Annotated in this window: 18 protein-coding genes; 7 read left to right on the top strand and 11 right to left on the bottom strand. The window is 73.2% G+C overall.

All coding sequences use genetic code 11. The annotated features are described in order from the left end of the window. Positions 1–15: 15 nt before the first annotated feature. The 7 genes from glmS to ACFWEE_RS27080 all read right to left on the bottom strand — a co-directional run bounded on the left by glmS (position 16) and on the right by ACFWEE_RS27080 (position 9359). Positions 16–1845 (bottom strand): glutamine--fructose-6-phosphate transaminase (isomerizing), encoded by a 1830-nt coding sequence (glmS, locus tag ACFWEE_RS27110; RefSeq protein ID WP_386892944.1) that lies wholly within the window; start codon positions 1843–1845, stop codon positions 16–18. 108 nt (positions 1846–1953) lie between these two features. Beyond that, positions 1954–2229, bottom strand: a complete 276-nt coding sequence (locus ACFWEE_RS27105) for a hypothetical protein (RefSeq protein ID WP_266704610.1) — start codon at positions 2227–2229, stop codon at positions 1954–1956. A 419-nt stretch (positions 2230–2648) separates the two neighbouring features. Beyond that, a complete protein-coding gene (locus tag ACFWEE_RS27100; RefSeq protein ID WP_386892942.1) occupies positions 2649–3296 on the bottom strand; it encodes a GNAT family N-acetyltransferase in 648 nt (215 codons plus the stop codon). 150 nt (positions 3297–3446) lie between these two features. Beyond that, entirely contained in the window at positions 3447–4616 is a 1170-nt protein-coding gene (locus ACFWEE_RS27095; RefSeq protein WP_386892941.1) for an acyl-CoA dehydrogenase family protein, read from the bottom strand. Between the two features lie 23 nt (positions 4617–4639). After that, on the bottom strand, positions 4640–5647 hold the full coding sequence (locus tag ACFWEE_RS27090) for a hydroxymethylglutaryl-CoA lyase (protein WP_386892962.1): 1008 nt from the start codon (positions 5645–5647) through the stop codon (positions 4640–4642). A gap of 41 nt (positions 5648–5688) precedes the next feature. Next, the gene (locus tag ACFWEE_RS27085) at positions 5689–7665 is read right to left on the bottom strand and encodes a biotin carboxylase N-terminal domain-containing protein (protein WP_386892939.1); all 1977 of its coding nucleotides are present in this window, start codon (positions 7663–7665) and stop codon (positions 5689–5691) included. A gap of 56 nt (positions 7666–7721) precedes the next feature. After that, positions 7722–9359: a carboxyl transferase domain-containing protein gene (locus tag ACFWEE_RS27080; protein WP_386892938.1), complete on the bottom strand. Its 1638-nt coding sequence runs from the start codon at positions 9357–9359 to the stop codon at positions 7722–7724. A gap of 118 nt (positions 9360–9477) precedes the next feature. On the opposite strand from ACFWEE_RS27080, the gene ACFWEE_RS27075 reads away from it, so the two are divergent. Beyond that, positions 9478–10098 (top strand): TetR/AcrR family transcriptional regulator, encoded by a 621-nt coding sequence (locus tag ACFWEE_RS27075; RefSeq protein ID WP_386892937.1) that lies wholly within the window; start codon positions 9478–9480, stop codon positions 10096–10098. 81 nt (positions 10099–10179) lie between these two features. Further along, on the top strand, positions 10180–10962 hold the full coding sequence (locus tag ACFWEE_RS27070; protein ID WP_386892935.1) for a phosphatase: 783 nt from the start codon (positions 10180–10182) through the stop codon (positions 10960–10962). A 108-nt stretch (positions 10963–11070) separates the two neighbouring features. On the opposite strand, the gene ACFWEE_RS27065 is transcribed toward ACFWEE_RS27070, so the two are convergent. Then, positions 11071–11397 carry a hypothetical protein gene (locus tag ACFWEE_RS27065; RefSeq protein ID WP_386892933.1) on the bottom strand — a complete coding sequence of 109 codons (327 nt, stop codon included), beginning with the start codon at positions 11395–11397 and terminating at the stop codon, positions 11071–11073. 249 nt (positions 11398–11646) lie between these two features. On the opposite strand from ACFWEE_RS27065, the gene ACFWEE_RS27060 reads away from it, so the two are divergent. Together ACFWEE_RS27060 and ACFWEE_RS27055 are read left to right on the top strand one after the other, a co-directional pair. After that, complete coding sequence (locus ACFWEE_RS27060) at positions 11647–12678, top strand: zinc-binding dehydrogenase (RefSeq protein WP_386892931.1); 1032 nt, start codon at positions 11647–11649, stop codon at positions 12676–12678. Between the two features lie 50 nt (positions 12679–12728). Beyond that, entirely contained in the window at positions 12729–13199 is a 471-nt protein-coding gene (locus ACFWEE_RS27055) for a MerR family transcriptional regulator (RefSeq protein WP_386892930.1), read from the top strand. Between the two features lie 107 nt (positions 13200–13306). Here the strand turns inward: ACFWEE_RS27055 and ACFWEE_RS27050 are convergent, their stop codons facing one another. The 3 genes from ACFWEE_RS27050 to ACFWEE_RS27040 all read right to left on the bottom strand — a co-directional run bounded on the left by ACFWEE_RS27050 (position 13307) and on the right by ACFWEE_RS27040 (position 17358). Beyond that, positions 13307–14185, bottom strand: coding sequence for an acyl-CoA thioesterase (locus tag ACFWEE_RS27050; protein ID WP_386892928.1), 879 nt, complete (start codon positions 14183–14185; stop codon positions 13307–13309). 50 nt (positions 14186–14235) lie between these two features. Next, a complete protein-coding gene (locus tag ACFWEE_RS27045) occupies positions 14236–15393 on the bottom strand; it encodes an acyl-CoA dehydrogenase family protein (protein ID WP_266704582.1) in 1158 nt (385 codons plus the stop codon). 447 nt (positions 15394–15840) lie between these two features. Then, the gene (locus ACFWEE_RS27040; RefSeq protein WP_386892926.1) at positions 15841–17358 is read right to left on the bottom strand and encodes a PucR family transcriptional regulator; all 1518 of its coding nucleotides are present in this window, start codon (positions 17356–17358) and stop codon (positions 15841–15843) included. Positions 17359–17759: 401 nt separating this feature from the next. On the opposite strand from ACFWEE_RS27040, the gene ACFWEE_RS27035 reads away from it, so the two are divergent. The 3 genes from ACFWEE_RS27035 to ACFWEE_RS27025 all read left to right on the top strand — a co-directional run bounded on the left by ACFWEE_RS27035 (position 17760) and on the right by ACFWEE_RS27025 (position 22238). Further along, entirely contained in the window at positions 17760–19313 is a 1554-nt protein-coding gene (locus ACFWEE_RS27035; protein WP_386892924.1) for a sodium:solute symporter, read from the top strand. 277 nt (positions 19314–19590) lie between these two features. Then, complete coding sequence (gene speB, locus ACFWEE_RS27030) at positions 19591–20559, top strand: agmatinase (RefSeq protein ID WP_328721570.1); 969 nt, start codon at positions 19591–19593, stop codon at positions 20557–20559. Further along, entirely contained in the window at positions 20556–22238 is a 1683-nt protein-coding gene (locus ACFWEE_RS27025) for a thiamine pyrophosphate-binding protein (RefSeq protein ID WP_386892922.1), read from the top strand. The genes speB and ACFWEE_RS27025 overlap by 4 nt, the downstream gene beginning before the upstream one ends. Positions 22239–22282 lie beyond the last annotated feature (44 nt).

Genomic DNA, 22282 nt, shown 5'->3' with positions numbered 1-22282 from the left:
GGGGAGTGCGGGGCTCTACTCGACGGTGACGGACTTCGCCAGGTTGCGCGGCTTGTCGATGTCACGGCCCATGGCCAGCGCCGTGTGGTACGCGAAGAGCTGGAGCGGGATGCCCATGAGGATCGGGTCGAGCTCGTTCTCGTTCTTCGGCACGACGATGGTGTGGTCCGCCTTCTCCTGGACCTGGTGCGCGACGGCGAGGATCCGGCCGCTGCGCGCCTTGATCTCCTCCATCGCGGCCCGGTTCTTCTCCAGCAGGTCGTCGTCCGGCACGATCGCCACGGTCGGCATCGCGGGCTCGATCAGGGCCAGCGGCCCGTGCTTCAGCTCGGAGGCCGGGTACGCCTCGGCGTGGATGTACGAGACCTCCTTGAGCTTCAGCGAGGCCTCACGGGCCACCGGGTAGCCCCGCACGCGGCCGATGAACATCATCGACTTGGCGTCCGCGTACTCGGCGGCCAGGCGCTTGATCTCGTCCTCGTTCGCCAGGATCTCGCTGATCTGCTCCGGCAGCCGGCGCAGACCCGCGATGATCCGCTTGCCGTCCGCGACCGACAGGTCACGGATGCGGCCCAGGTGCAGGGCGAGCAGCGCGAAGGCGACCACGGTGTTGGTGAAGCACTTGGTGGAGACCACGCAGACCTCGGGGCCCGCGTGGACGTACGTACCGCCGTCGGCCTCCCGGGCGATCGCGGAGCCCACGACGTTGACGACGCCGAGCACCCGGGCGCCCTTGCGCTTCAGCTCCTGGACGGCCGCCAGCACGTCGTAGGTCTCGCCGGACTGGGAGACGGCGACGTAGAGGGTGTCGGGGTCCACGACCGGGTTGCGGTAGCGGAACTCGGAGGCGGGCTCGGCGTCCGCGGGGATGCGGGCCAGCTCCTCGATCAGCTGGGCGCCGATCTGGCCGGCGTGGTACGAGGTGCCGCAGCCGAGGATCTTGATCCGGCGCACCCCGCGCGCCTCGCGGGCGTCCAGGTTGAGGCCGCCCAGGTGCACGGTGGAGAAGCGGTCGTCGATACGGCCCCGCAGCACGCGGTCGACCGCCTCGGCCTGCTCCGAGATCTCCTTGTGCATGTACGTGTCGTGGCCGCCCATGTCGTACGACTCGGCCTCCCACTCCACGGTGGTCGGCGTGGCCGTCGTGGTCGAGCCCTCCGTGGTGTACGTACGGAAGTCGTCGGCCTTGAGGGTGGCCATCTCGCCGTCGTCGAGGGTCACGACCTGGCGGGTGTGGGCGACGAGGGCCGCGACGTCGGAGGCGACGAACATCTCCTTCTCGCCGATGCCGAGGACGACCGGGGAGCCGTTGCGGGCGACGACGATGCGGTCGTTGAAGTCCGCGTGCATCACCGCGATGCCGTAGGTGCCCTCGACGGAGCGCAGCGCCTCGCGGACCTTCTCCTCCAGCGTCTCCGCCTGGGCGCGGGCGACCAGGTGGACCAGCACCTCGGTGTCGGTCTCGGAGAGGAAGACGACGCCGTCGGCGACGAGCTTCGCGCGGAGTTCGGAGGCGTTGTCGATGATCCCGTTGTGGACGACGGCGACCTTGTTCTCGGCGTCCATGTGCGGGTGGGCGTTCTCGTCGCTCGGGGCGCCGTGGGTGGCCCAGCGGGTGTGCGCGATGCCGGTCGTGCCCGCGAAACGCTTGGGGATACGGGCCTCCAGCTCGCGGACGCGGCCCTTCGCCTTGACCATCTTCAGCGTGCCCGGCTTGCCCGCCGCGGCCTTGCTCGTCACGACGATGCCCGCCGAGTCGTAGCCCCGGTACTCCAGCCGCTGCAGACCTTCCAGCAGCAGCGGAGCGACGTCACGCCTGCCGATGTATCCGACGATCCCGCACATGTTTTCTACCCCTCCTACGACGTACAGATGCCCTGCGGTGCCCGGCCCCCGGCGGCGGTCTCAGCCTTTGCCTCAGCCTGCGCCTCGGCCCTTGCCTCAGCCTTCGCCTCAGCCGTAGACGATGCGGCGCAGCTGGCGGAGCGAGAGCTCCGGCGGTGCGACCGCGCGGTGCGGCAGCTCGGCCGCGATCCGCTCGAAGATCTCCGTGTTGACCAGGCCGCCGGACTGCAGTTCGCGGTGGCGGCGCCGGACGAAGGCCTCGGTCGTCTCGTCGAAGAACGCCAGCACGTCGAGTACCACCCTGGCCGCTTCGCCGCGCTGGAGCGAGGTGGAGCGTACGAGGTGGTCGATGAGGTCGTCGTGGGACGAGCGGCGTTCGAGCACTCGTTGATACTGCGTGGGCGAGCAGCCTTATGCAAGAAATCTGCCCGAAATCGGGCAGGAGCTGTGGGAAACATGTGGCGCGTCTGCGCTTACGTCGTCCGTGGGGTCTTCGCGGGGAGGCGTGAGAGAGGCGTGAGGGGAGGTCGCGGGAAGATGGCCGGAAGCGGTCCGCCCGAGCCGACGGCTACGCCCGGTAACCCCTGGGCGGGCCGGGCCGCACCGGCCGATGCGGGCCACCGGGGACGGACACGCTCCGCGACCGGGGCCCCGGGCGCGGGCCGTCGGAGTCCGTCCGCCCGGTCGGTTCCTGGGGCCGGGGTGGCGATCATCCGGCCACCGTGGCCGGATGGGGCGCACCGGGGACGGGTCCGGGCCGGGACAGCCGCGCGCGGAGGGCTCCCGCCGAGTTTCTTACGAGGTCACACCCCGAAGGCGCTCCGGCAGGCGTCGAGCCCCTCGACCGAGACCTCCACCCTGCGGTGCTTCTCCCACCGCGCCCGGTCCAGCCGGAGCCGCTGGAGGGTCACCGGGACTCCGCGCACGGCAGCGAGCGCCGTGCCGTCCGGGAGGTAGCCGAGGCGGCGCGAGACGCCGAGGGACGCCGGGTTGTCGGTCATCGCCGCCGACACGGCGCACTCGGCGCCCAGCCCCGCGAACGCCAGGTGCAACGCGGCGGCCCGCATCTCCGTCCCGAACCCCTGTCGCTGGTGGGCGAGGCCGAGCCAGGAGCCGGTGGACACCTGGCGGGTCACCCCGAAGTCCTTGGCCGTCAGATCCTGCCGCCCGACGACCTCCCCGTCGTGCAGAACGGCGAGGCTCAGCGCCCAGTCGTCCGTGGACCAGTTCGCGATCGTGGACAGCACGTGCTGGAACACCGCCCGCGCCACCGCCCCGGGCTCATCGTCGGTCCACGGCACCGAGAACGGCATCCGGTCCGGTGCGTGCACACCCGCCGCGGCCACCGCCGCGAGCCGGTCGGTCAGGGCGGTGTCCGGGAGCCGGAGTTCGAGCCGGGGCGTACGGACGCGGAGTCCGTAGAGGGGCCAGTGCTCGTACGGGGTCGTCATGGGCGAACCCTGCCGCAGTGCCCGGAGGGGTGTCGACCGGTTATGGAGGAGGTGCGGCGGCTCCGGCGCGCTCGCCGGGGCCGTTTCCCGCGTGCCGGATCGCCGGGCCGTGCACGGCCGTGCACGGCCGTTCGCGCCGGGCGGTTCCGCTCACGCCGCCGGAAGCCCCAACTCCCGGGCGATCAGCATCCGCTGGACCTCGCTCGTGCCCTCGCCGATCTCCAGGATCTTGGAGTCGCGCCACATGCGGGCGACCGGGTACTCGTTCATGAAGCCGTAGCCGCCGTGGATCTGGGTGGCGTCGCGGGCGTTGTCGACGGCGACGGTCGAGGAGTAGAGCTTCGCGATGGCCGCCTCCTTCTTGAAGGGCTCGCCGGCCACCAGCCGGGAGGCGGCGTCGCGCCAGCCCACGCGGGCCATGTGGGCGCGGGTCTCCATGTCGGCGATCTTGAACTGGATGGCCTGGTTGGCGCCGATCGGGCGGCCGAAGGCGTGGCGCTCGGCGGCGTACTTCACCGACTCGTCCACGCACCCCTGGGCCAGCCCGGTCGCCAGGGCGGAGATCGCGATCCGGCCCTCGTCGAGGATGCGGAGGAACTGGGCGTACCCCCGGCCCTCCTCGCCGAGCAGGTTGGCGGCCGGGACGCGGACGTCGGCGAAGGAGAGCTCACGGGTGTCGGAGGCGTTCCAGCCGACCTTGGAGTACGGGGCGGCGACCGTGAAGCCGGGGGTGCCGGACGGGACGACGATCGCGGAGATGCGCGGGGACCCGTCGTCCTTGCGCCCGGTCACGGCCGTCACGGTCACCAACGCGGTGATGTCCGTACCGGAGTTGGTGATGAAGCACTTGGAGCCGTTGATCACCCACTCGCCGGCCGCCTCGTCCAGCACCGCCGTGGTGCGGGTGCCGCCCGCGTCCGAGCCGCCGTCCGGCTCGGTCAGTCCGAACGCGCCCAGCGCCTCGCCCGAGCAGAGCTTCGGCAGCCACCGCCGCTTCTGCTCCTCGGTACCGAAGCGGTACACCGGCATGGCGCCCAGCGAGACACCCGCCTCCAGGGTGATCGCCACCGAGGAGTCGACCCGGGCCAGCTCCTCCAGGGCGATCCCGAGGGCTAGGTAGTCACCGCCCATCCCGCCGTACTCCTCCGGGAACGGCAGCCCGAACAGGCCCATCCGCCCCATCTCCCGCACGATCTCGTAGGGGAACTCGTGGCGTTCGTAGAAGGCGCCGATCTTCGGGGCGACCACCTCGTGGGCGAACTCCTCCACGGTGCGGCGCAGTTCCTCGTGTTCGGCGGCGAGCCGGTGGTCCAGGGACATGGTGGGGTCACTCCTCGGGAAACTCAGCGGGACGCGGGGGACGCGGGGGACGCGGGGGACGCGGGGGGCTCGGGGGACGGCGCCGGGCTCGGCTCAGGACTCGGCGAGAGCGCGCGGACGGTGCGGGACGGGCTCGGGCGGCCCAGCTGCCCGGCCAGCCACACGCTGGTGGCGGTGAGGGCGTCGAGATCGACCCCGGTGTCGATGCCGAGGCCTTGGAGCATCCACACCAGGTCCTCGGTGGCGAGGTTGCCGGTGGCGCTCTTCGCGTACGGGCAGCCGCCGAGGCCGCCCGCCGAGGCGTCGACGGTGGTCACCCCGTGCTGGAGGGCGGCGAGGGTGTTGGCGAGGGCCTGGCCGTAGGTGTCGTGGAAGTGCACCCCGATGGTGTCGGTGCGCACCCCCTCCTCGTTCAGCTCGGCGAGCAGGGTCTGCACATGGCCGGGGGTGGCGACGCCGATCGTGTCGCCGAGGGAGAGCTCGTCGCAGCCGAGGTCCATCAGCGCCTTCGCCACCCGGACGACCTGGTGCACCGGGACCGGCCCCTCCCACGGGTCGCCGAAGCACATCGAGAGGTAGCCGCGCACGTGCACCCGCTCCTCCTTGGCGCGGGCCACGACCGGCTCGAACATCGCCAGTGACTCGGCGACGGACCGGTTGAGGTTGCGGGCGGCGAAGCTCTCCGTCGCGGAGCCGAAGACCGCGATCCGCCGGGCCCCGAGCGCCAGCGCCCGGTCGAGCCCGCGCTCGTTCGGTACGAGGACGGGGAGCGCGACCGCGCCCACCCCGCCCGGCCCCGGCAGGTCGCCGAGCATCGGGAACAGCTGCTCCGCGTCCGCGAGTTGGGGGACCCACTTGGGGTGGACGAAGCTGGTCGCCTCGATGGTGGTGAGACCGGCGGCGGCCAGCCGGTGGATGAACTCGGCCTTCACGGAGGTCGGCAGAGCCGCCTTCTCGTTCTGCAGCCCGTCGCGCGCGCCCACTTCGTGGATACGGACCCGGGCGGGCAGGTCCTGCGCGGCGACGGTCATCGGCAGGGCGGGGCGTTCGGGGGTGTTTTGTCCGGGGGTGGTCATGACTGCCTCTCCGCGTCGGCGGGGGCCGCCGACGGCTCCGGCCCGGTGTCCGGCGCGACCACGGCCAGCACCTGGTCCATGGCGACGGCGGCCCCCGGTGAGACGTCCAGTTCGGTGACGGTCCCGGCGTGCGGGGCGGAGATGACGTGCTCCATCTTCATCGCCTCGACCACCAGCAGCGCCTGCCCCGCCGACACCGCGTCCCCGACCGCCACCTTGACCACGGTGACCGTGCCCGGCATGGGCGCCGCGAGGGTGTCCGCGCCCGCGCGGGCCGCCCCGCTCAGCGACGCCTCCACCGGGTCGTGGTCCCGCACCTGCCAGGTGTCGCCGTCGCGGCCGAGCCACTGCCCGGCGCGCCTGAAGCGGTGCACCACGCCGTCGAGTTCGACGGTCACCCGGTCCGGGCCGACCGTCGCGCCCGGGGGCGCCTCCCGTACCACCGGCTCCTGGCCGGCGGCCCGCAGCGGGAAGGCGAGCGGGGCGGGGGCGCCTCCGGTGCGCCAGCCGCTCGGTACGGAGAACGGGTCCGTCCAGCCGTGCGCGTCCGGGACCGGGGCGAGCGCGCCGGCCCGTACGGCGGCAGCCGCGGCGTACACCTCGTCCGGCACGCCGTCCGGGACCAGCCCCGCCGCCTCGCGCTCCACCAGCCCCGTGTCGAGCTCGCCCGCCACCACCGCCGGATGGGCCAACAGGCGCCGCAGGAAACCGGCGTTGGTCGGTACGCCCAGGATCACCGTGTCCGCCAGGGCCGCCCGCAGCCGGCGCAGGGCGGTCGCCCGGTCGGGGCCGTACGCGATGACCTTCGACAGCATCGGGTCGTACAGCGAACCGACCTCGGTGCCCTCGCTCAGCCCCGAGTCCGTCCGGACCCCGCCGCCCCGCGGTTCGTCCAGGGCGAGCACGGTGCCGCCGGAGGGCAGGAAGCCGCGCGCCGGGTCCTCGGCGCAGACCCGGGCCTCCACGGCGTGCCCGGTGAAGGTGATGTCGTCCTGCGTGTAGGGGAGTTGTTCGCCGGAGGCGACCCGCAGCTGCCACTCCACCAGGTCCAGCCCGGTGATCAGTTCGGTGACGGGGTGCTCGACCTGGAGCCGGGTGTTCATCTCCATGAAGCAGTACGCGGACGGGTCGCCGCCCGGCACGATGAACTCGACCGTGCCCGCGCCGACGTAGCCGCAGGAGCGGGCCGCCCGGACCGCCGCCTCGCCCATCGCCGCCCTGGTCGCCGGGTCGAGCAGCACCGACGGCGCCTCCTCGATCACCTTCTGGTGGCGGCGCTGGAGCGAGCACTCCCGCTCGCCGAGGTGGACGACGTGGCCGTGGGTGTCCGCGAGCACCTGGATCTCGATGTGCCGGGGGCGCTCGATCCACCGCTCCACCAGCAGGGTGTCGTCGCCGAAGGAGGCCGTCGCCTCGCGGCGGGCCCCCGCGATCTCCTCGGCGAGCAGCGCCTCGTCGTGCACCAGCCGCATGCCCTTGCCGCCGCCGCCCGCCGAGGGCTTCAGCAGCACCGGCAGGCCGATCTCCCGTGCCGCGTCGCCGAGTTGGATGTCGGTGAGGCCGCTTCCGGAGGAACCGGGGACCACCGGCACCCCGGCCGCCGCGACCGTCTCCTTCGCCCGGATCTTGTCGCCCATCAGGGAGATCGCGTCGGCGGGCGGCCCGATGAAGACGAGCCCGGCATCCGCGCACGCGCGGGCGAAGGCGGCGTTCTCCGCCAGGAAGCCGTATCCCGGATGGACCGCCTCGGCTCCCGTGCGGCGGGCCGCCTCCAGCAGCGCGGGCACGCTGAGATAGCTCCGCGCGGCGGGCGCCGGGCCGATCCGTACCGCCGTGTCCGCCTCCCGTACGTGCCGGGCTCCCGCGTCCGCGTCGCTGAAGACGGCGACCGAGCGGACGCCGAGGGCGCGCAGCGTCCGGATGACCCGGACGGCGATCTCACCCCGGTTGGCGACCAACACCGTGCTGAACATGGACGACCTCATCTCCTTCTCACCGCGGGACGCATGCGCTCGCTCACCGGCGTGTCTCACATCCGGAAGATGCCGAAGCCGGGGTCGGCCGGATTCCGCTCGGGGAGCGGGGCGTTGGCGCACGCGGTCAGCGCCAGGCCGAGGACCTGCCGGGTGTCCGCCGGGTCGATCACCCCGTCGTCCCAGAGCCGGGCGGTCGCGTAGTAGGCGTTGCCCTGCTCCTCGTACTGGGCGCGGACCGGCGCCTTGAACGCCTCCTCGTCCTCCGCGCTCCAGGCGTCGCCGAGCTGGTCCCGCTTGACCGTGGCGAGGACGGAGGCGGCCTGCTCGCCGCCCATCACCGAGATCTTGGCGTTGGGCCACATCCAGAGGAAGCGGGGGGAGTAGGCCCGGCCGCACATGGAGTAGTTGCCCGCGCCGTACGAACCGCCGACGACGACCGTCAGCTTCGGCACCCGGGTGGTGGCCACGGCGGTGACCATCTTCGCGCCGTGCTTGGCGATGCCCCCGGCCTCGTAAGCCTTGCCGACCATGAAGCCCGAGATGTTCTGGAGGAAGACCAGCGGGATGCCGCGCTGGTCGCACAGTTCGATGAAGTGCGCGCCCTTCTGGGCCGATTCGGAGAACAGGATGCCGTTGTTGGCGACGATCCCCACCGGATGCCCGTGGACGTGCGCGAACCCGGTGACCAGCGTCTGGCCGTACTCCGCCTTGAACTCCGCGAACCGCGACCCGTCCACCACCCGGGCGATCACCTCGCGCACGTCGTACGGGGTGCGCGGGTCGACCGGCACCGCGCCGTACAGCCCCGCCGGGTCCGCCTTCGGCTCCTCGGCCGGGCGCACGGTCCAGGGCAGCGCCCCGCGCGCCGGGAGCGTCGCCACGATGTTCCGTACGATCCGCAGCGCGTGCGCGTCGTCCTCGGCGAGGTGGTCGGTGACCCCGGACGTCCGTGCGTGGACCTCGCCGCCACCAAGCTCCTCCGCCGTGACGACCTCGCCGGTCGCCGCCTTCACCAGCGGCGGGCCGCCGAGGAAGATCGTGCCCTGGCCGCGCACGATGACCGCCTCGTCGCTCATCGCGGGGACGTACGCGCCGCCCGCCGTGCAGGACCCCATCACCGCCGCGATCTGCGGGATGCCCGCACCCGACATCCGCGCCTGGTTGAAGAAGATCCGGCCGAAGTGGTCGCGGTCGGGGAACACCTCGTCCTGCATCGGCAGGAAGGCGCCTCCGGAGTCCACGAGGTAGAGGCAGGGGAGACGGTTCTCCAGCGCCACCTCCTGCGCCCGCAGATGCTTCTTCACGGTCATCGGGTAGTACGTGCCGCCCTTGACGGTCGCGTCGTTGGCGACGATCACGCACTCCCGGCCGCTCACCCGGCCGATCCCCGCCACCACCCCGGCGGCCGGCGCGGCGCCGCCGTACAGCCCCTCGGCGGCCAGCGGTGCCAGCTCCAGGAAGGGCGACCCGGGGTCGAGCAGCGTGTCCACCCGGTCCCGGGGCAGCAGCTTGCCGCGCGCCACATGGCGGGCGCGCGCCTTCTCGCCGCCGCCGAGCCGGGCCGAGGCGAGCCGGGTGCGCAGCTCGTCGGTGAGCGCGCGGTGCGCCGCCTCGTTGGCCCGCCAGGCCTCGGAGGCGGGATCGGCGGCGCCGAGAAGGACCGGTGCCTGTGGTGCCGGTGCCGGCTGCATCGTGTCGAGCCTCCCCGTGAGCGGTGGGGCTCGTGGCCCCCGCCGTGCGGTTAATGAGCGTTAACGCGAACGGCCTCAGGTTAACGAGCGCTAACGGCCCTGTCTAGAATGAATCCCCATGAGCACCCATGCCACCGCCCGCGTCGCGGGACCCACCCGCCGCGAGCAGATCCTCCGGGAGGCCGCGCTCCTCTTCGCCGAACGCGGCTTCCACGGCGTCGGTGTCGACGAGATAGGCGCCGCCGTGGGCATCAGCGGCCCCGGCCTCTACCGCCACTTCCCCGGCAAGGACGCGATGCTCTCCGAACTGCTGGTCGGCATCAGCGAGCGCCTCCTCACCGGCGGCCGGCTGCGCGTCGCGGAGGACGCCGCCGCCCCGGAAAGCTCCCCGGACGCGCTGCTGGACGCGCTCATCGAGGGCCACATCGACTTCGCCCTCGACGACCGCCCCCTGATCACCCTGCACGACCGCGAGCTGGACCGCCTGCGCGACGCAGACCGCAAGCGGGTCCGCCGCCTCCAGCGCGAGTACGTCGAGATCTGGGTCTCCGTCGCCCGCACCCGCTACCCCGCGCTCACCGAGGCCGAGGCACGCGTCACCGTGCACGCCGTCTTCGGCCTGCTGAACTCCACCCCGCGCCTCGCCCGCCCCGAAGCCCTCCCGGACCGCGCGGCGACGGCGAAGCTGCTGCACCGGCTGGCCCGGGGCGCCTTCGCGGCGGCGGCCGACGGGCGCTGAGCGTCGCACCGCGCCCCCGCGCCGGTTCCGGGGTGCGAGATGCCGGGCGTGGCGCGCACCGGTGACGGCAGAATGGGCGCCATGCCGATACCCAGCCGCGCCGAACTCACCGACCACCTCGCCCGTACCCGCATCGCCGGCGACGTGGCCACGCCCCGCGACAACAACCTCGCGCACTACCGGGCGCTCGCCAACGGAGACCGCCACTACTGGCTCGGGCTGGAACTCGGCGACCGCTGGACCGACGAACAGGACGTCCTCGCCGTCATGGCGGAGCGCTGCGGGGTCATCGACGACCCGGCCCACCGCTTCGGCCAGGACACCATCGACCCCGAGCTGACCGTCGACGCGCTCGACCGGATGGCGGAACGCCTGCGCAAGGCGGTGGCCGACACCGAGAGCGTCCTCGTCGCCACCGGTCACCCGGGTGGCCTCCTCGACGTGCACCGCAGGACGGCGGACGCGCTCCGTGCGGCGGGCTGCGAGATCATCACCGTCCCGGCCGGGCTGCGCGCCGACGAGGGCAACGTCGTCCAGTTCGCCGGAGTCGCGGTGCTGGAACACGGCGCGTCCCTCTGGCACACCCACTCCCCGGCCCCGATGGCCGCCATCCTGGACGGCCTGGAACGCGAGGGGCGCCCCCAGCCGGACCTGGTCCTCGCCGACCACGGCTGGGCGGGCTGCGCGGGCGGACGCGGACTCGACGCCATCGGCTACGCCGACTGCAACGACCCCGCCCTCTTCCTCGGCGAGGCCGAGGGCTCCCTCCTGGTCACCGTCCCGCTGGACGACAACGTGCCCGACCCGCGCCACTACGACCCGCTGACGGAGTACCTGCTGGGGGCTGCGGGGCTGCGGGGCTGAGGTGAGGGCTCCGGCGGGCCGGGCGGGCCGGCCGAAGGGCCCGCTGGGCCGGGCGAGGGGCCGGGCGGGCCGGGCGAGGGGGCGTCCGAAGGTGCCTCGCCGTCCGGGTCACCACGCGAGCAGGACGCAGGCGGCGATCCCGAGGGAGGCGACGAGCGCCAGGCCGGAGACGGCGAAGTACCGTCTCCGCTTGAGCTCCCGGACGTCCGCCACCGCCTGCGAGGGGTGCTCGGGAAGCAGGGCGTTCGCGTGCGCGCCCGTCCCTCCGCTCCACCACCCCTCTCCCCGCCGGAGAGGGAGGGCCGGTGCCGCGCACACGATCAGCAGAGCGACCGCTGCCCGCATCCGGGTGCCGCGCACACGGACCCGTACCGTCCCGTCGGCCCGCGTGGTGAGGGTCAGCGCGTACGGGACGTCGATCAGGTCCGTGGTCATGGCGGGTGTTCGCTTTCGTGCTGCCGGAAGCGGGCGCCCCACGGTACGGAGGGGAGCCCTGCGGCTGATGTCGCGACCGGGCACGGCCGGACCGGCTCAGCGTGCCTGACCTGCACCGATCCGGGGAACCCCCACCGGCCCCACCGCCCGGCTTGACCCTGACGCGCGGGTCAAGGGCTAGCTTCCGCGTGCCCGTCGGGCGACGGGTACGCCCCGCCCCCGCCGATCCGCGAACGCCAGGAGCCCGCCATGTCCGCCGAACTGCCCCGTACTTCCCGGGAGATCCGCCTCACCGTGACGCCCGACGGGCTGCCCGAGGCCAAGCACTTCACCGTCGTCGAAGCCCCGGTCCCGCGGCCCGGTCCCGGCGAAGTGCTCGTCCGCAACCGTCACTTCGCCCTCTTCGCCGGGCTGCGCACCCTGATGGGGACCGAGAACGACGGGGTTCCGCTGCCCCCGCTGCGCGGCGGCGACACCGTCATCGGGCCGGCCGTCGGCGAGGTCGTCGCCGCGCCGGGCGGGAGCCCGCTGCACCCGGGCGACCTGGTGACGCACCTGCTGGGCTGGCGGGAGTACGCCGTACTCCCCGTCGGCCAGGTGCTGCCGCTCGGCGACGAGCTGCCCGACCCGGTCGCGCACCTCGCCCAGGGCTCGTCGGCGTACGGCGCGCTGACCCGGCTCGCCGAGGTCCGCCCCGGCGACACCGTCCTCGTGACGGGGGCGGCCGGTGCGGTCGGCACCCTCGCCGGTCAGATCGCCCGGCTGCTGGGCGCGGGCCGGGTCGTCGGCACCACCGGCTCACCCGCCAAGGCCGGGCGGCTGAAGGCCGAACTCGGATACGACGCCGTCGTGGTGCGCGGCGCCGGGGACTTCGCCGGGCAGCTGGCCGAGGCGGCGCCCGGGGGCATCGACGTGACGCTCGACCTCGTCGGCGGCGAACAGCTCACGGCGGCGCTGGACGCGGCCCGGCCGGGCGCCCGGTTCGCCCTGGTGGGCGCGCTCTCCGGGCAGTTGGACGCCCGGCGCGGCGGCGGCAGCGCACCCGCCGTGATCGACACGTACCGGCTGATCGTGAAGGGCGTCTCACTGCGCGGCTACACCGGCGGCGACCACCCGGACGTCGACGCGGAGTGGACACGGCAATTCGGTGCCTGGCTGCGCTCGGGCGCCATCCGCTTCCCGTACACCGCCGTCGCGGGGCTGGAGAACGCCCCGCTCGCCTTCCAACAACTCGTCGAAGGACGGTATTTCGGCGGGGCCGTGGTGGAAGTCTTCTCCTGACGGGGTGCGGAAGCACATCGTTCGAGGAGAGCGTTACGGGGTGGTGCCAGATGCGGATCGGGGACGCGGCAGCGGCGGCGGGGACGACCCCGCGGGCCCTGCGCTTCTACGAACAGCGCGGCCTGCTCGCCCCGCCCGCCCGGACCTCCTCCGGCCAGCGGGAGTACGGCTCCGAGGACATCGCCCGGGTCCGCGTCGTCCGGGACCTGCTCGCCGCCGGGTTGACCGTCGCCGATGTGCGCGCCTGCGCCGACCGGCTCCACCTGCTGACCTCGGGCGGTCCGGTGCGCTGTACCTCCACCGAGCCCGGGGCGCCCGGAGTCGTCGGCCAACGGCTCGCCGCCCTGGACGCGGAGATCGCCCGCCTCACCGGACTGCGCGAGGCGCTGGCGCGGAAGGTGGCGGGGGAGGGCGCGGTCGGTGCGTGCGGCGGCGGGCGCGAAGTCGTAGAGGAGTCCGTCGAGGTGACGGACGAAGGTGAGGCGGGAAGGAGCGCGTGCCGTCGTGGCCCGGCACGGTAGGGGGCGGGTCCTGCCGGTGTCTCGCGCGTTTCGCCCGCCGGTCCCCGCTCCCCGCGCGGTCGACCACCGCGCGTGCCGGGCCCGGACGGATTCACCGACCGCCGGTTTCACTGCCCGCGCGGGACGCGGATCAGGCCCTCCTGGATCACGGTGATCGCGAGGCGCCCGTCCTGCGTCCAGATACGCGCCTGGCCGAGCCCGCGTCCGCCGGACGAGGTCGGGGACTCCTGGTCGTACAGCAGCCACTCGTCCGCCCGGAACGGCCGGTGGAACCACATCGCGTGGTCCAGGCTCGCGCCGACCACGTCGCCGATCGCCCAGCCGCCGCGCCCGTGGGCCAGCAGCACGGAGTCGAGCAGGGTCATGTCGGAGACGTACGTCGCCAGGCAGACGTGCAGCAGCGGGTCGTCGGCGAGCTTGCCCCGGGTGCGGAACCACACCTGGGAGCGGGGTTCGCGGGGCTGCCCGGCGGTGGCGAACGGCGGCTCCTCCACGTACCGCAGGTCCACCGCCGCCCGCGCCTCCAGGAGCCGGTCGATCATGCCGGGGTCGGTGAAGCGGTCGGCGTACCGGGGCATCATCCCGGCCGCCGTCGGCAGGGTCTCCGGATCCGGGGCGTCCGGCATGGTGACCTGGTGCTCCAGCCCCTCCTCGTACGTCTGGAAGGACGCCGAGAGGTGGAAGATCGGCTGTCCGTGCTGCACCGCGACGACCCGGCGGGTGGTGAAGGACCGGCCGTCGCGGATGCGGTCGACGCTGTAGACGATCGGCGCGCCGGGGTCGCCCATCCGCAGGAAGTACGAGTGGAGGGAGTGCGCCTGGCAGCCCTCGGGCACGGTCCGGCCGGCCGCGACCAGTGCCTGCGCCGCGACCTGGCCGCCGAACACCCGGGGCACCACCGCCGAGCGGCTGGCGCCCCGGAAGATGTCCCGCTCGATCCGCTCCAGGTCGAGCAGATCGAGCAGGGAATCGAGTGCTTCGCTCATGGGGGGAACGCAGCCGTCCTGGATCGTGTCGGGCCCGCCGTCCGAGTGCCCTACAGGCCCATGGACTTGGCGATGATGGACTTCATGACCTCGCTGGTACCACCGTAGATGCGGTTGACGCGGTTGTCGGCGTAGAGACGCGCGATCGGGTACTCGTTCATGTAGCCGTAACCGCCGTGCAGCTGGAGGCACTTGTCGATCACCCGGTGGGCGACCTCGGTGCAGAACAGTTTGGCGGAGGCGGCCTCGGCGGCGGTGAGCTCCTTGGCGTCCAGGGCCTCGATCGCCCGGTCCACGACGGCCTCGGCGGCGTCCACCTCGGCCTGGCAGGCGGCCAGTTCGAACTTGGTGTTCTGGAACGCGGCGACCGGCTTGCCGAAGACGGTGCGCTCGGACACGTATTGCTGGGCGAACCGTACGGCGGCCTTGGCCTGCGAGTACGCGTTGACGGCGATGCCCAGGCGCTCCTGCGGGAGGTTCTGGCCGAGGTAGGAGAAGCCCTTGTTCTCCTCGCCGAGCAGGTCCTCGACCGGGACCTTCACGTCCACGAACGACAGCTCGGCGGTGTCCGAGGTGCGCAGGCCCAGCTTGTCGAGCTTGCGGCCGACCGAGTAGCCCTCGGCCTTGGTGTCGACCACCAGCAGCGAGATGCCGTGGCGGCGGTCGTCGGCCTTCGGGGCGTCGGTGCGGGCGCAGACGATGACCCTGTCCGCGTGCACACCGCCGGTGATGAAGGTCTTGGCGCCGTTGAGGACGTAGTGCGTGCCGTCCTCGGAGAGCTTGGCGGTCGTCTTCATCCCGGCCAGGTCGGAGCCCGTGCCCGGCTCGGTCATGGCGATGGCGTACATCGTCTTGCCGGTCACGAAGTCCGGCAGCCAGCGCTCCTTCTGCTCCTTCGTGGCGTACGCCTTGAGGTACGGCAGGCAGAGCAGGACGTGCACGCCGGAACCGCCGAAGGAGACGGCCGCACGGGCGGTCTCCTCCGAGATGATCGCCTCGAACTTGAACGACTCGATGCCGGCGCCGCCGTACTCCTCGTCCACCTCGATGCCGAAGATGCCCAGCTCGGCCAGCTTGTAGTAGAAGTCACGCGGCACCAGACCGGACGTGAACCACTCGTCGTAGACGGGGACGACCTCGGCCTCGATGAAAGCGCGGATGGTGTCCCGGAACGCCTCGTGGTCCTCGTTGAATACCGTACGGCGCACGGGGTGCCTCCTTGGTCGGGTGCGTGGCTTCGGTGGGCTGATCGTTTCGGAGAGCATGTCTAAGCGCTTGCTCAGCCTTCTCCGAAGTTACCCGGCGGTCACGGAGCTGTCCAGGGTGATGCGGCGCACTTCGGGGCGCACTCCCCCGTACGCCTCGTGGAGCGATCTTCCGCCCGGTGGCGGGGTGGTGGGTACCCCTGAATTTCCGGAGAGCGGGGCTGCGGGGGCGGGAGACCGCGCGGCCTCCTGGGTCCGGTGAGGCTCACGGCTCGCGGTCCCGTGGGGGCGCACGGCTCGGTGGGGGCGCATGGTCGCGTGGCACTCATTTCCTGCCCGGCCTGATCCACGACCATGCGACGGTGCGGACCGCCACGGGCGCGGCGAACATGGCCGGCAACCACAGGCCCACGCTCGCCGGGGAGTAGAGCCGCCCGCCCCGCCCTCGCGTCACCCGGCGACCCGCAGGGCGAACCACAGCTCCGTCCGTACGTCCATGTCGTCCAGGTCCGTGCCCAGCAGCTCCGCACAGCGGCCGACGCGCTGGCGGACCGTGTTGCGGTGGATCCTGAGGGCCACCGCCGTGCGGTCCCAGCTGCCGTGCAGCGACAGCCAGCAGCGCAGGGTCTCCCGCAGGGTCGCCGACAGCGGGGCGAGCAGGGTACGGGCGTGGGCCTCGGCCGCCTCGCCGGTCAGCAGGTCGGTCAGGCCCCGGTCCGCGCGGTGGAGCAGCAGCGGGGTACGGGTCGCCTCCGCGCGGGCCAGCGCCCGGGACGCCCGGGTGTCCGCCGCCGCGAGCCCGTCGAGCGGTACGGGGTCGGAGGCGCCGAGCACCCAGCCGGGCTGCGGGGTGAGCCGGGTGGTGTCCGTGAGCAGGACGCGGACCGCCTCCTCCGGGCGGCGGCCCGTGTCGACCAGGGCCGAACCGAGGGAGGCCCCGAGAGTGCCCGCGGTGAGCGGGGCGGTGTTGCCGCTCCTCGTGCGGCGGGCGTGCACCACCGTCCACGGGCCGTCCGAACCGAGCAGCGGCGCCACCTCCTCGGGGGCCGCGCCGAGCAGTATCCGGACCAGCGCCGCCGAACGGTCCGCCGAGCCGGCGCCCTGGTGCGGGGCGGCCAGCAGCGAGAGCAGGACGACGGCCATGCCCGCCACCGTGTGGTCGCCCGGCTCGCGGGGGCCGGTGGCGAGGGCCAGCACCAGGCCGTGCCCGCCGCCCAGCGCGTACGCCGACAGCTGGGTGCCGTCCACCGTCTCGGTGGCGGACGCCGGTGCGGCTCGCCGCTCCTGCGGGGCGACCACCCGGGCCAGCCGGGCGAGCGCGGTGCGCACCACCGGGGCGGTACGGGCGCCCGCCGTATGGATCTCGCCGCCCTCGGGGCTCAGCAGCACCGCGCGCCCGCCCAGTTGGGCCGCCAGCTGGTGGAGCACCGCGGGCACCGGGTCGGGACGGGCCGCCGCCGACGCGAGGGCCTGCTGGGCGCGGGCCGTCCGGCGCAGCTCCTGGTGGCGGGCGTCCGCCATCAGCTGCCACACCGCCCGGGCGACCGAGGTGAACGTGGTCTCCGGCGGCACTTCGAGAAGCGGCAGCCCGTGCCGCTCGCACGCCTCCGCCAGCCCCGGCGGCACGGACTCGTGCACCGGCCGCACCCCGAAGCCCAGTGCCGCTGCCCCCGCCTCCACCACCCGCGAGACGTACCACTGCGGGTCGGTCAGCAGCACGCCCGCGCTGAGCAGTAGCTCGCCGCCGAGGAGATAGGGGTACGGGTCGGCCATCTCCGAGGTGTGCACCCAGAGCAGTTCCGCCTGCTCGGGGCCGGCGATCCGGCGCAGTCCCAGCTCCTCGCGGGCCAGCAGCGCGCCCAGGGAGACGGGCGGCGTGGGCGGCCCGGTGAGTCCGGCGGGTCCGTCGGGCCGGGCGGGTCCGCCGGGGGCAGCGGGTCCACCGGGGGTGGCGGGGGAGTCCGGCATGGATGGTTGCTCCATCGTGTACGTCAAGGATGGAGGAAACGTACACTTCAGCGCCGCCTACCGGCCACCTACCGTCATCAGGGCGCACGAGACGTACGAGACGCATGAGTCCCGGTGGGGCGGACACCTGTCGTCCGGGACGCCGGTGACCCACCCGTGGACCACCCGCCGGAACGGCAAGGACCGCCGCGGGCTCCGGACTGCCGGGTTCCGGGAAGCCGGAGGCCCGGTAGCCCTGGAACCCGGAAACCCGGGGCCCTGGAAACCCGGGGCCCTGGAAACCCGGGGCCCTGGAAACCCGGAGGCCGCCCGCTGCGGGCGAGCTGCGGGCGCGGGCGCGTCGTGGAACGAGTGGACCGACCCGGCGTGCGCACCCGACCGACTGAGATGGAGGGACGCCCATGGCTGTCGACTACGCGGTGATCGTGGTCTATCTGGCCGGCATGCTCGCCATGGGCTGGTGGGGCATGCGCCGCGCCAAGTCCAAGAGCGAGTTCCTGGTGGCGGGGCGCAGGCTCGGCCCCTGGATGTACTCCGGCACCATGGCCGCCATCGTCCTCGGTGGCGCCTCCACCATCGGCGGCGTCGGCCTGGGCTACCAGTACGGCCTCTCCGGGGCGTGGATGGTCGTCACCATCGGCCTCGGCCTGCTCGCCCTGTCGGTCTTCTTCTCCGCGCGGATCGCCCGGCTGAAGGTCTACACCGTCTCCGAGATGCTCGACCTCCGCTACGGCGGCCGGGCCGGAATCATCTCCGGCGTGGTCATGTGGGCGTACACGCTCATGCTCGCCGTCACGTCGACCATCGCCTACGCCACGATCTTCGACGTCATCTTCGACCTCGACCGGACCGTGGCCATCGTGCTCGGCGGCGCGATCGTCGTCGCCTACTCGACGCTCGGCGGCATGTGGTCGATCACGATCACGGACATGGTGCAGTTCGTCGTCAAGACGATCGGCGTGCTCCTCCTGCTGCTGCCCATCGCGGTCGTGAAGGCGGGCGGGTTCAGCGAGATGAAGGCCAAGCTGCCCACGGAGTACTTCGATCCGCTCGGCATCGGCGGCGAAACGATCTTCACCTATGTGCTGATCTACACCTTCGGCATGCTGATCGGCCAGGACATCTGGCAGCGCGTGTTCACCGCGCGCAGCGACCGTACGGCCCGCTGGGGCGGCACCGTCGCGGGCACCTACTGCCTCGTCTACGCCGTCGCCGGAGCCGTCATCGGCACCGCCGCGAAGGTGATGTACCCGAAGCTGCCGACCGCCGACTCCGCGTTCGCCACCATCGTCAAGGACGAACTGCCGGTCGGTGTGCGCGGGCTCGTGCTGGCCGCCGCCCTCGCCGCCGTGATGTCCACCTCCTCCGGCGCGCTGATCGCCTGCGCCACCGTCGCCAACAACGACATCTGGTCCCGGCTGCGCGGTGCGATCGGCCGCGGAACGGGAGCCCCGCACGGAGCGGAGGCGACAGGCGCCGACGCGACGGGCACGCAGGGAGCGGAAGGCGGGCACGACGAGGTGCGGGGCAACCGCGCGTTCATCCTCATCATGGGGGTCGCCGTCATCCTCATCGCCATCGCCCTCAACGACGTCGTCGAAGCCCTCACCGTCGCGTACAACCTCCTCGTCGCCGGACTCCTCGTGCCGATCCTCGGTGGACTGCTCTGGCGCCGGGGCACCGCGGCCGGGGCGCTGGCGGCGGTCGGCGTCGGCGGGACAGCGGTCGTCGTCCTGATGGCGGTGTACGGCATCCTTGCCAATGAACCCGTCTACTACGGACTGCTCCTCTCGCTCGCCGTGTACGTCGTCGTCTCGCTGGCCACCAAGCCCACCGACCCCGCCGTGCTCAGCGCCTGGCGGGAACGCCTGGCCGGACGCGACGGGCGCGAAGGGGACCGTGACGCAGACGTCACCGCAGCCGGCGGCTCCGCCCAGGAACCGGCCACCGCGTAGACCACGCGCCGACCACCCGTGCCGGACCCCCTCGACCGTGCTCCCGCGGCCGACCGCCCCCACGGTCGCCCACGGGAGTCCGGATACGACCGGCCGACCCATGGCCGCCACCGGTTCAGTCCCACCGGCGGCGGCCACCGCCCACCCTGGTGCGGAGGCTCCCGCGAACCTCCGCACCCGGGCGGGCCACCACCACCCCGGGTGTGGAGGCTCCGGAACCTCCGCACCCACGCCCCCCACACCGGAACACCCCGAACGACCCGAAAGAAGGCCCTCCATGAGCAGCAGCGAAACGCCTCGCGGCCCCATCGACTCCTCCCGTGTGCCCCGGTACGCCGGTCCCGCGACGTTCGCCCGGCTGCCCCGGCTCGACGAGGTCGGCACCACCGACGTCGCCGTCGTCGGCGTCCCCTTCGACACCGGTGTCTCCTACCGCCCCGGCGCCCGCTTCGGCGGCAACGCGATCCGCGAGGCCTCGCGCCTCCTGCGCCCCTACAACCCGGCGCAGGACGCCTCGCCGTTCGCGCTGGCGCAGGTCGCCGACGCCGGTGACATCGCGGCCAACCCGTTCAACATCAACGAGGCGGTCGAGACGATCGAGGCCGCCGCCGACGACCTGCTCTCCACCGGCGCCCGGCTGATGACCCTCGGCGGCGACCACACCATCGCCCTGCCGCTGCTGCGTTCCGTCGCCAAGAAGCACGGCCCGGTCGCCCTCCTCCACTTCGACGCCCACCTGGACACCTGGGACACGTACTTCGGCGCCGAGTACACCCACGGCACGCCGTTCCGCCGGGCCGTCGAGGAGGGCATCCTCGACACCTCCGCCCTCTCGCACGTCGGCACCCGCGGCCCCCTCTACGGCAAGCAGGACCTCACCGACGACGCCAAGCTGGGCTTCGGCATCGTCACCTCCGCCGACGTGATGCGGCGCGGCGTGGACGAGATCACCGACCAGCTCCGCCAGCGCATCGGCGACCGGCCGCTCTACATCTCCATCGACATCGACGTGCTCGACCCGGCCCACGCGCCCGGCACCGGCACCCCCGAGGCCGGTGGCCTCACCTCCCGCGAACTCCTCGAAATCGTGCGTGGCCTCTCCTCCTGCCACCTCGTCTCCGCCGACCTGGTCGAGGTGGCCCCCGCGTACGACCACGCGGAGATCACCGCCGTCGCCGCCTCGCACACCGCGTACGAGCTGACGACGATCATGTCCCGCCAGATCGCAGAGGCGCGCACGAAGTGAGCCACGACCACGACGACCGGCCCCGCCTCACCGAGGCCCAGGCCGAAGCCGCACTCAACCCGCCGCCCGGCCGCAACGGCGGTGACCTCGTCGTCGAGTCCCTGCAGGGTCTCGGCGCGACCACCGTCTTCGGCCTGCCCGGCCAGCACGCGCTCGGCATGTTCGACGCGCTGCGCCGCTCCTCCCTCTCGTACGTCGGACTCCGCGTCGAGAACAACGCGGGCTTCGCGGCCGACGCCTACGGCCGCATCACCGGAGAGGTCGCCCCGCTCCTCCTCTCCACCGGCCCCGGCGCGCTGACCTCGCTCGCCGCCCTCCAGGAGGCGGCAGCCGCCTCCGCGCCGGTCCTCGCGATCTCCAGCCAGATCCCGACCGCCGGTCTCGGCGGCGGCCGGCACGGCTACCTCCACGAGCTGCGGGACCAGAAGGCCTCCTTCCGTGACGTGGTGAAGTCCGTCCACACCGTGCGGACCGCCTCACAGATCCCCTCCGCCATCGCCGCCGCCTGGGAGTCGGCCCTCACCGCCCCGCACGGGCCGGTCTGGGTCGAAATCCCGCAGGACGTGCTGCTCGCCGAGACCACGCTGCCGCCGGTCTCCGCGATGGACGCCACCCCACGCGAGCTCTACCCCCGCCCCGAGCTGACCCTCGCGGCGGCCCGGTTGCTCTCCCGCGCCGAACGCCCCGCGATCATCGCGGGCGGCGGCGTCGTCCGCTCCGACGCGAGCGGCAAGCTGCTCGCCCTCGCGGAGAAGCTGGACGCCCCGGTCGTCACCACCTTCGGGGGCAAGGGCGCCTTCCCCTGGGAGCACCCCCTCTCGCTCCAGTCCTGGCTGGAGGACCGGCACACCACCGACTTCCTGGAGTCCGCCGACGTCCTCCTCGTCATCGGCTCCGGACTCGGCGAACTCTCCTCGAACTACCACACCTTCAGCCCCCGGGGCCGGGTCATCCAGATCGAGGCCGACGCCGGGAAGCTGGAGTCCAACCACCCCGCCCTCGGCATCCACTCGGACGCCCGCGAGGCCCTGGCCGACCTCCTGGAAGCGGTCGAGACCCGCGAGGACCCCACCGCCGCGACGCGTGTCCGGACCCTGCTGGACCAGGTCCGGGCCCGCATCGAGGCCCAGGACCTCACCCTGGAGCAGCGCGTCCTCGCCTCCGTCCGCGAGGCGCTGCCGGACACCGCGCCCAGCTTCTGGGACATGACGATCCTGGCCTACTGGGCCTGGTCCGCCTTCGACGCCCGCCACCCCAACACCATGCACTCCGCCCAGGGCGCCGGCGGTCTCGGCTACGCCTTCCCGGCGGCCCTCGGAGCAGCAGCCGCCGACCCGACCCGGCCGGTGCTCGCGGTCTCGGGCGACGGCGGCTCGATGTACTCCATCGCCGAGCTCGCCACCGCCCGCCAGTACGACCTCCCGGTCACCTGGCTGATCGTCGACGACGGGGGCTACGGCATCCTGCGCGAGTACATGACGGGAGCCTTCGGCGAGGCCACCGCGACCGAGCTGGCCCGCCCGGACTTCGTCGCCCTCGCCGAGTCCTTCGGCGTCCCGGCCGTCCGCACCTCACCGGACGCCCTCGCCGCCGACCTGGCGAAGGCCCTCGCCGAGCCCGGCCCGTCCGTGGTCGTGCTCCCGGCGCTGCTCAGGATGTTCGCCCCGACGCACCTGTAGGCGGTGGTGCCCCGCCCCGGGCGGTGGTGCCCCGCCCCGGGCGG

It is taken from the genome of Streptomyces sp. NPDC060184 (genome assembly GCF_042728795.1).
Taxonomy (GTDB): domain Bacteria; phylum Actinomycetota; class Actinomycetes; order Streptomycetales; family Streptomycetaceae; genus Streptomyces.
Note: the sequence above shows the minus strand (reverse complement) of the source record. Positions and strands in the feature narration are given on the sequence as shown.